Origin of the sequence: Pseudomonas sp. GW456-12-10-14-LB2, assembly GCF_002884345.1 — a bacterium.
GTDB classification, from domain to species: Bacteria; Pseudomonadota; Gammaproteobacteria; order Pseudomonadales; family Pseudomonadaceae; genus Aquipseudomonas; species Aquipseudomonas paraglycinae.
On the sequence record NZ_POHV01000076.1, the window covers coordinates 1 to 6,655 of the forward strand.

Annotated in this window: 3 protein-coding genes and 1 pseudogene; all 4 read right to left on the bottom strand. The window is 54.8% G+C overall.

The window, feature by feature from the left end:
* Positions 1-159: 159 nt before the first annotated feature.
* Positions 160-630, bottom strand: a complete 471-nt coding sequence (locus tag C1X29_RS28005; protein WP_085686252.1) for a hypothetical protein — start codon at positions 628-630, stop codon at positions 160-162.
* A complete protein-coding gene (locus C1X29_RS28010; RefSeq protein WP_102686527.1) occupies positions 627-5,666 on the bottom strand; it encodes an RHS repeat-associated core domain-containing protein in 5,040 nt (1,679 codons plus the stop codon). The genes C1X29_RS28005 and C1X29_RS28010 overlap by 4 nt, the downstream gene beginning before the upstream one ends.
* On the bottom strand, positions 5,663-6,403 hold the full coding sequence (locus C1X29_RS28015; RefSeq protein ID WP_102718930.1) for a DUF4123 domain-containing protein: 741 nt from the start codon (positions 6,401-6,403) through the stop codon (positions 5,663-5,665). The genes C1X29_RS28010 and C1X29_RS28015 overlap by 4 nt, the downstream gene beginning before the upstream one ends.
* Positions 6,393-6,655: pseudogene (locus C1X29_RS28020) on the bottom strand (type VI secretion system tip protein VgrG); the annotation flags it as partial. The gene C1X29_RS28015 and the pseudogene C1X29_RS28020, both read right to left, overlap by 11 nt.

Consider the following 6,655-nt stretch of genomic DNA (forward strand, 5'->3'; position numbering starts at 1 on the left):
AGACTAAGTTCGCACCTTGAATTTTGCGCCACCTCCGTGAGGTGGGGAGGCCGGCCAGATGATTCTCAGATTTATTTTTCGCTGAAGAAAATAAATCTGTCTCATTTGGATTTGTCCCCTTTGGATTTTTTCGCTACTAAATCTAGATCCGGGAATCGACTAAAGATTCTCAATGTCTGTGTTGCAGCCATTGTTTTTCAGTCTTTGGATTTCTTGCTCAAAAGAGTACTTGGATGAGTTTTCGTTTTTTTTGTCATACACTTTTCTCAAGTATCGGAAGAGTTTGCCAATATTATTTTTTGTCTTGTCGTCAAGGCTAGCAATAAGGTCGTAATCATCCATTGATAGAATGTGTAATTTATTCTTCAGAACGTAGTATGCGGTAATGTTCGAAAGCAAGCCCGCCGCATCTTCGTAGTTTTCTTTCAAGTATTTAGCATAATCTTCAAATATTTTTGTCAAAAGACTCTGCGCGGCTTTTTGAGTTTTCAATACGCTGCACATTTCCTGCCAGTTGCTGACATACAGGTGGTCACCCCAATCGGAGCCTCTAGCAAAATAAATTCCTTCTCCTTTGAAGAATTCAGAAATTTCATGCTGGTCTAAGGCAGTTTCAAATGTAGTTTTCATTGAAGCTTTTCCCAATCGTCGAAATTTTTCAACAGCGTTCCAATGTCGCTGTTGTGGGTGACATTCTCAGAGCCGATCAGAGCGGCTTCTTTTGTACCGCTTTTCGTTGCACCACCAGGAACCCATTCGTTAGGGTAGGCGCCATTTTCCTTACCATTAGGCATCTCATATTTAAAACGAGGGTCATCCGGCTTTATTTTAACAATATAGATGCCTTCACCTTCGAGAGTCTTTGCACCAAGGTTCAGCTCTTTATTCAGAACTCGCCAGTCGTTACCTGCAGCTCGATATTTGGCAACGACTTCTTCCATCTCAGAAGATAGACCCACAAACTTCCGTTGAGGAAAGGTTGGGTAGCTGGAACCGGTGATCCAACTTTCGATTACCACGAAGGATCCTCCCTCTTTTGCGAAGAGCTCTCGATGGGCCTTAATGTAGTTCTCAGGAAGATAGTCACCAGGATTCGGTGGCCGATCAGCCTTATTCATATCAATTATTTCATCGAATTTTTCCTGACTCATCGGCAAATGGTCAGGCTTGGTGGCGTTGGCTGAGTTCGTCGGTAGCTTGCAATCAGGTCCAGGACAGGTCGTACTCAGTCCCAGTGGATCGACCCAGCCCGTAGGGTTCGGTACGTATTGGTAGTTGTTCAACCCACCCGCAAGCTTGATCGGATCCGGCGTCAAAAAACGCGCTGTGTTCGGATTGTAGTAGCGGTGCCGGTTGTAATGTAACCCTGTCTCGGCGTCGAAGTACTGACCCTGAAAGCGCAGCGGGTTGTCGATTTCGCTGACATCCAGTGCCGCAAGGTTGCCATAGGCGCGGTATTTTGCCGACCACATGATCTCGCCGCTGTAGTCGGTGAGTTCCTGCGGAGTGCCGAGGTGGTCGAGTTGGTAGTAGAACGGCGTGGCCTTTAGTGGACCCGCGCCGTCGAGCATCGCCAAGGGGCGGAAGCTGCCGGGTTCGTAGATGTAGGTGCGATAGCGGTTGTCGGCGCTCTCGGCGATCAGACGTTCGCCTTGCCACAGGAATTCGGTGGTATGGCTGTCGACGGTCTTTTCGATGCGGCGGCCGAAGGCATCGTATTTGTACGACGCCGTACTGCCTCCCGGCAGGCTTACGCCGATCAGCCGATGTTGGCAGTCATACCGGTATTCAGTGACGAGTTTCTGGTTAGCGCCGCGCCGCTCGCGGATTAGGTTGCCGTAGGCGTCGTAGTCGTAGTGGCGGTCGCCCTGCATCAGCAGGCGGTTGCCTTTGACGTTGGCCAGGTTGGCAACGGGCATGTCGGTCTGACCGAGCAGGTTACCCGCCGGGTCATGGGCGAAGCTTTCGGGTGTTGCGCCACGTACGTTAATCAGTCGATCCAGCGGATCGTAGTGGTAGCTGCGATTGCCTTTACGGCTGTCGTCGATACCGGCGAGGTTACCGTTGGCGTCGTAGTTGTAGCGACGCTGGAACAGGTTTTTGTCGCGTTGACTGACGCTGTGCGCTTGCAGGCGACCTTGTTCATCGTATTGATATTGGCTGAGCAGCAGACCTTGCTGACGTTGCTGTTCACGACCGGCGCTGAACTGGTGGGAAGTCAGGCGCGTGCCGTTGAGGTCGATACTGCTCAGATGCCCGCCAGGTTGGTGGCGATAATCGAGTGTGCTGCCATCCGGCAGGCGGCAGTGATTGAGCTGTCCGACGCTGTCGTATTCGTAACGCGTGGTGCCCCAGCCCTGATGCTCGGTGATCAGCCGATCTTGCACATCATATTCATAAGCTAGCGGCCAATGACCATCGTCCACGTTGACCAGACGGCCAAGTGCATCGTAGTTGTAGTGAATTTCCTCGCCATCGGGCAGGGTCTTCACCAGCAGTCGGCCAGCGGCGTCGCGCTGGTACTCGGTGACCAGTTCGCTGCCGTCGTCGCCGAATTCGGTTTTCTTCAGCAGCTTGCCGTTGAGGTCGTACTCGTAGGCAGTGCGGCGTCCGTCGAAACCGGTTTCCTGCTGGATCAGCCCGTTCGAGTAGTAATTCAGCTGATAGTGTTCGCCGCGTTCGTTTTCGATGTCGGTGAGCAGCAGGCGTGCGTTGTCATAGCGATAACGCAGTTGACTGCCGTCCGGGTTGATACGACGGCTGACCAGGTGCAGGTTATCGGCATACTCGTAACGGGTTACGCGGCCCAGTTCGTCGCGTTCAGCCGTGACGCGACCGTATGGGTTGTAGGTAAACGCGCGGGTGGCACCACCGGGCAGGGTGATCTGTGCCAGACGGTTTGCAGCATCCCACTGGTAGTGGGTGATTGCACCGGTCTCAGCCTGACGTGTGATCTGCCGACCGAGCGCGTCGTAGCGATATTTGCGTTGACCGCCGTCGGGCAGGCGCTCCTCCAGCAACTGGCCAAGGTTATTCCAGCCCAGTTGATGACGGCTGCCATCAGGGTGTCTGATTTCCAGCAAACGTCCCTGGCGATCGTAGCTGTAGTGGGTCGAGTTTCCATCTGGATCAATTTGTTCGGTGATATCGCCCTGGTCGTTACGCCAGTAGATCCATTTGGCCGGGCCACGATTAACCACACGGACGTAGCCGTGGTAGTACTCGTAGGAGGTCGGCATGTCTTCCGGCGGGATGATCGCGACCAGTCGACCGGCCTCGTTGTATTGGTATTCAGTGACCGCCCCCAATGGGTCCTTTTCGGCGATCAACCTACCTTGATCGTCGTAAGCCTTGAGGTGTTCCGCGCCATCCGGATCGACCTTGGCGACGAGTCGAGCCTTGTCATCGTGGGTGTAGACCTCTTCGCTGCCATCTGCGTTGGTAACCGTGACGCTACCTTTGTCATCCCACGCGTAGTGCGCGTCCATTTGCGAGAAGCTGGCCCAGTGATGGATGCAGCGCGCTGACTTGCCTTCCTTTTCCCATTCCCAGTAGAAGCTGGCGCCACCGGCGAGTTGCCGCTCGAGAATGACGTTCTGTTCGTTGTAGGCGTAACGCTCCGACTCGCCGGCAGCGTTCGTGGCTTTGATCAGGCGTTGTTGAGCATCGTACGTGTAAGTGACCAGCGTCTGGACGGTGCTCCATGCATCTTCCAGATTGTCTGCCGGAACGAATTGCTGATAGTCGATGGCGACAATGTGTTTGCGGTCGTACCGAACCAGAAGTGCTCGACCGGCCCCGTTATCCACGCGCTTGATTCGACCGTGGATGTCACGGGTGATGTGCAGGCGATTGTCGTAGTTGTCGCTGATGGCGATCAGCGTCGCGCCTTTGCTGTTGAAGCAGAAGTGATAGAACTGCTTGCGTTCACCAGCCTGTGTGAGGATAAGTTCGGAAGGGTCGTTGCCGATGAAGATCGCGGCTTCCGAAAGGCTGTTGGTGATTGCCGGACGCTGCTCGCTCGGCATAGGAAAAGTCGTGACACGGTTTTCGTGGTCGGTCCAGACGACTTCATCGCCATTGATGTCCACCCGTTGGGCGAGGGCATGGCTCCAGCCATATCCAAGACCGCAGTCAATTTCCGCGGCGCTAGTGCGATAGAGACGAGTCCAGGCGAAGGGCAACAGACCACCGAGTTCACCATCGGTCAGCGTCAGTAGTTCCTCGCCGGTGACCATTGAGACCGGGCAACCATTGGTACAGGTTTTTTTCGCGCAGGTAGCGCTTTTCTCGTCGGGGGTCTTGGATTGATCGGGAACGTCGTCGACCTTCTCCTTCGGTTCAAGCTTGGTCTGGTTCTGTTTCTTGTCACGTGGGAATGAAGAGGCATCTTTGACCTCTTGTTTCGGTGTATCTGAAGTCTTGGGCAGCGAGGCTTTGGCTGGTTGCTCGGCTACCTGGCTTTTGGGTGCGGCCTGCGGAGGCTGGGGTTTAGGCTTGGGCGCTTCAGTGGCGGCTTCGTCGATCTTCAATGCTGCCGTTTTGGCAGGCTTCATCGGCACATTCTTGGCGCTGGCGATGATTGGTTTCGACACTTCCGCATGAGCAGGCAGGGCGTGCTTGTTGCTGAGTGTCATCAGAGTAGAAGCAAGATCATCCAGATACTTGATCGCTTCACCCGATTTGACCGTGGACAGGACTTTTGTCCCTGCTCTTACAGCCAGGCCGGCACCACCCGTCAGGCAGATACCCACCAGTACGTTGATCAGAAACTCCGAAGCAATCGCCGTCATAACGTCGACGATGACCTGCGGCGGAAGCATGCCTACCCACGCCACAATCGCCGAGACATAGATGAACATCAGCGGCTCGTCGCTGAGGATCAGCAATCCTGAAGCGATGGACTCTTTCGACGCGGCATAGAGCTTGTCGATTTCGATGTCCGAGAGATATTTTTTGAGTTTTGCGTAGTTTTTTTGCGGATTGGCGAGCAGCTCGAACAGGCTTTTGATGTCGTCCCACAGACGAAGCAGCGCTTTCTCAAAACCATCCAGTGCCCGTTTAAGCAAAATGACCGAACGCCCGGCACGGTCTGCCGCCGAGTAGCTGGCCCATTGCGGCTGAAACTTGCTCGACCATTCGCTTTGCAGCCAGCTGTCAAGCTTGCCGATAACGCCTTGATAGGAGTCATAGAGCGCTTTGACGTCGTTCTGCGAGACATTGGGAAAGAACGTGATGCGGTAGGTCTGACCTTTCTTGCAGCCTTCAACCACCTTGATGCCGCTTGGGCCGATCATGGTTTCGATAACCGGTCCGGTAACGTCGTCGTAGAAGGTGCCTTTGGTCACTGGCTCCAGCTTCACCGGAGTATTGCCAATTGGGACGAATCGCGCTGACTCAAACATATGGATCAGCGTGAAATCACCCACCAGTGGGCAGGTCGCATAAGTTTCCACGGCGCCGGTTTTGGTCTTGCGTTTCGTGACGCTGACTTCGTTGCCGACCTTGAAGGTCTGGTCGACATCCAGCGCCCAGCCCGTCCAGAAACCGTCAGCCCAATCCTTGTAATCGCTCAGGCAGTTTTTGAAGTCTTTGAGAATCAGGCTCACGTCAGGTGTTTTGGCGTCCAGCACACGCAGGACCAATGTACCAATCGGGGTATTCATGACGTGACTTCCTTTGTCAGCTCAGCAGCAAGACGCTCTGCCATCTCTTCTGTATTGGGGTTTTGGCGTACGAAGCGTTCGACCTTTCTGCGCAGGTTGGCTTCAGGGAATTCGAAGTAAAGCTCTGGACAATCCTCTGATAGCCACTGCATCAGGTTCTCAACGACGGTGGTGTGATCCTTTTTTGCGAGGAGATCCAAGAGCGTTTGAGGCACCTCCCACCACGGCCAATCCTTCGCCTTCGGCACCACCCTCGGCCCGACTTCCAGGCTCCGCCCATTAATCAGATACCGCTCAAACACCGGCAACACTTCCCCGGCCGTCTCACCCAGCCCTTCAAGAATCGGATAGATATGCCGCCCATCCCAGAACCGGAAAAACACTTCGGTCCCGTCCGGCATTTTCACTTGGGTCAAACTACGCAGATGTTCGAAGACTTCGTTGGGCTCCGAGCGGGAGATCGCCAGCCAGCCCCAGTCGAGGGCGTCGGTTTTGGTGATCCAGGGCAGGAAGGCCGAGTTGGCCTTGAGTTCGGCGACGTATGGCATCACCGGTTGCCAGGTGGAGTAGGGCGTTCCGCCCCAGACGGGAATGGCCTGCACGGACGGTTCGCTCTGATACAAGGCCTTGAGCGCTTCGGCATCACTGGCGGCGCTGACGATCAGATACAGACGTTCGTCTTTTTGCAGCGGCTGTTGTGCCAGCCAGTCCTTGGGTGTCAGTCGATTAGATGGCACAGGCACCTGCCTTGCATTTTTCACACTCTTCGCAGAACGGCGCATTACGTTTGAGGGTGTTGATTTGCGCTGGGGTCAGCACGGCGCCAGTCTTGTCGGCATCCGCCTGCTTCAGCACGCCTGGCATCAACGGGGCGGCGCCGGTGCCGCTGCCCGGTCCACCACCGGAGTTGATGTTGATCGCCGGCCCGCTCATGGTCACGCCGCCGCCATCGATCTTGATGAAGCTGCCACCGCCGACCAGCGTCAGTT

What these genes read in the sequence shown, in the direction of transcription:
- C1X29_RS28005 (WP_085686252.1), bottom strand. Translation starts at nt 630, where the DNA reads ATGAAAACTACATTTGAAACTGCCTTAGACCAGCATGAAATTTCTGAA.
- C1X29_RS28010 (WP_102686527.1), bottom strand. Translation starts at nt 5,666, where the DNA reads ATGAATACCCCGATTGGTACATTGGTCCTGCGTGTGCTGGACGCCAAA.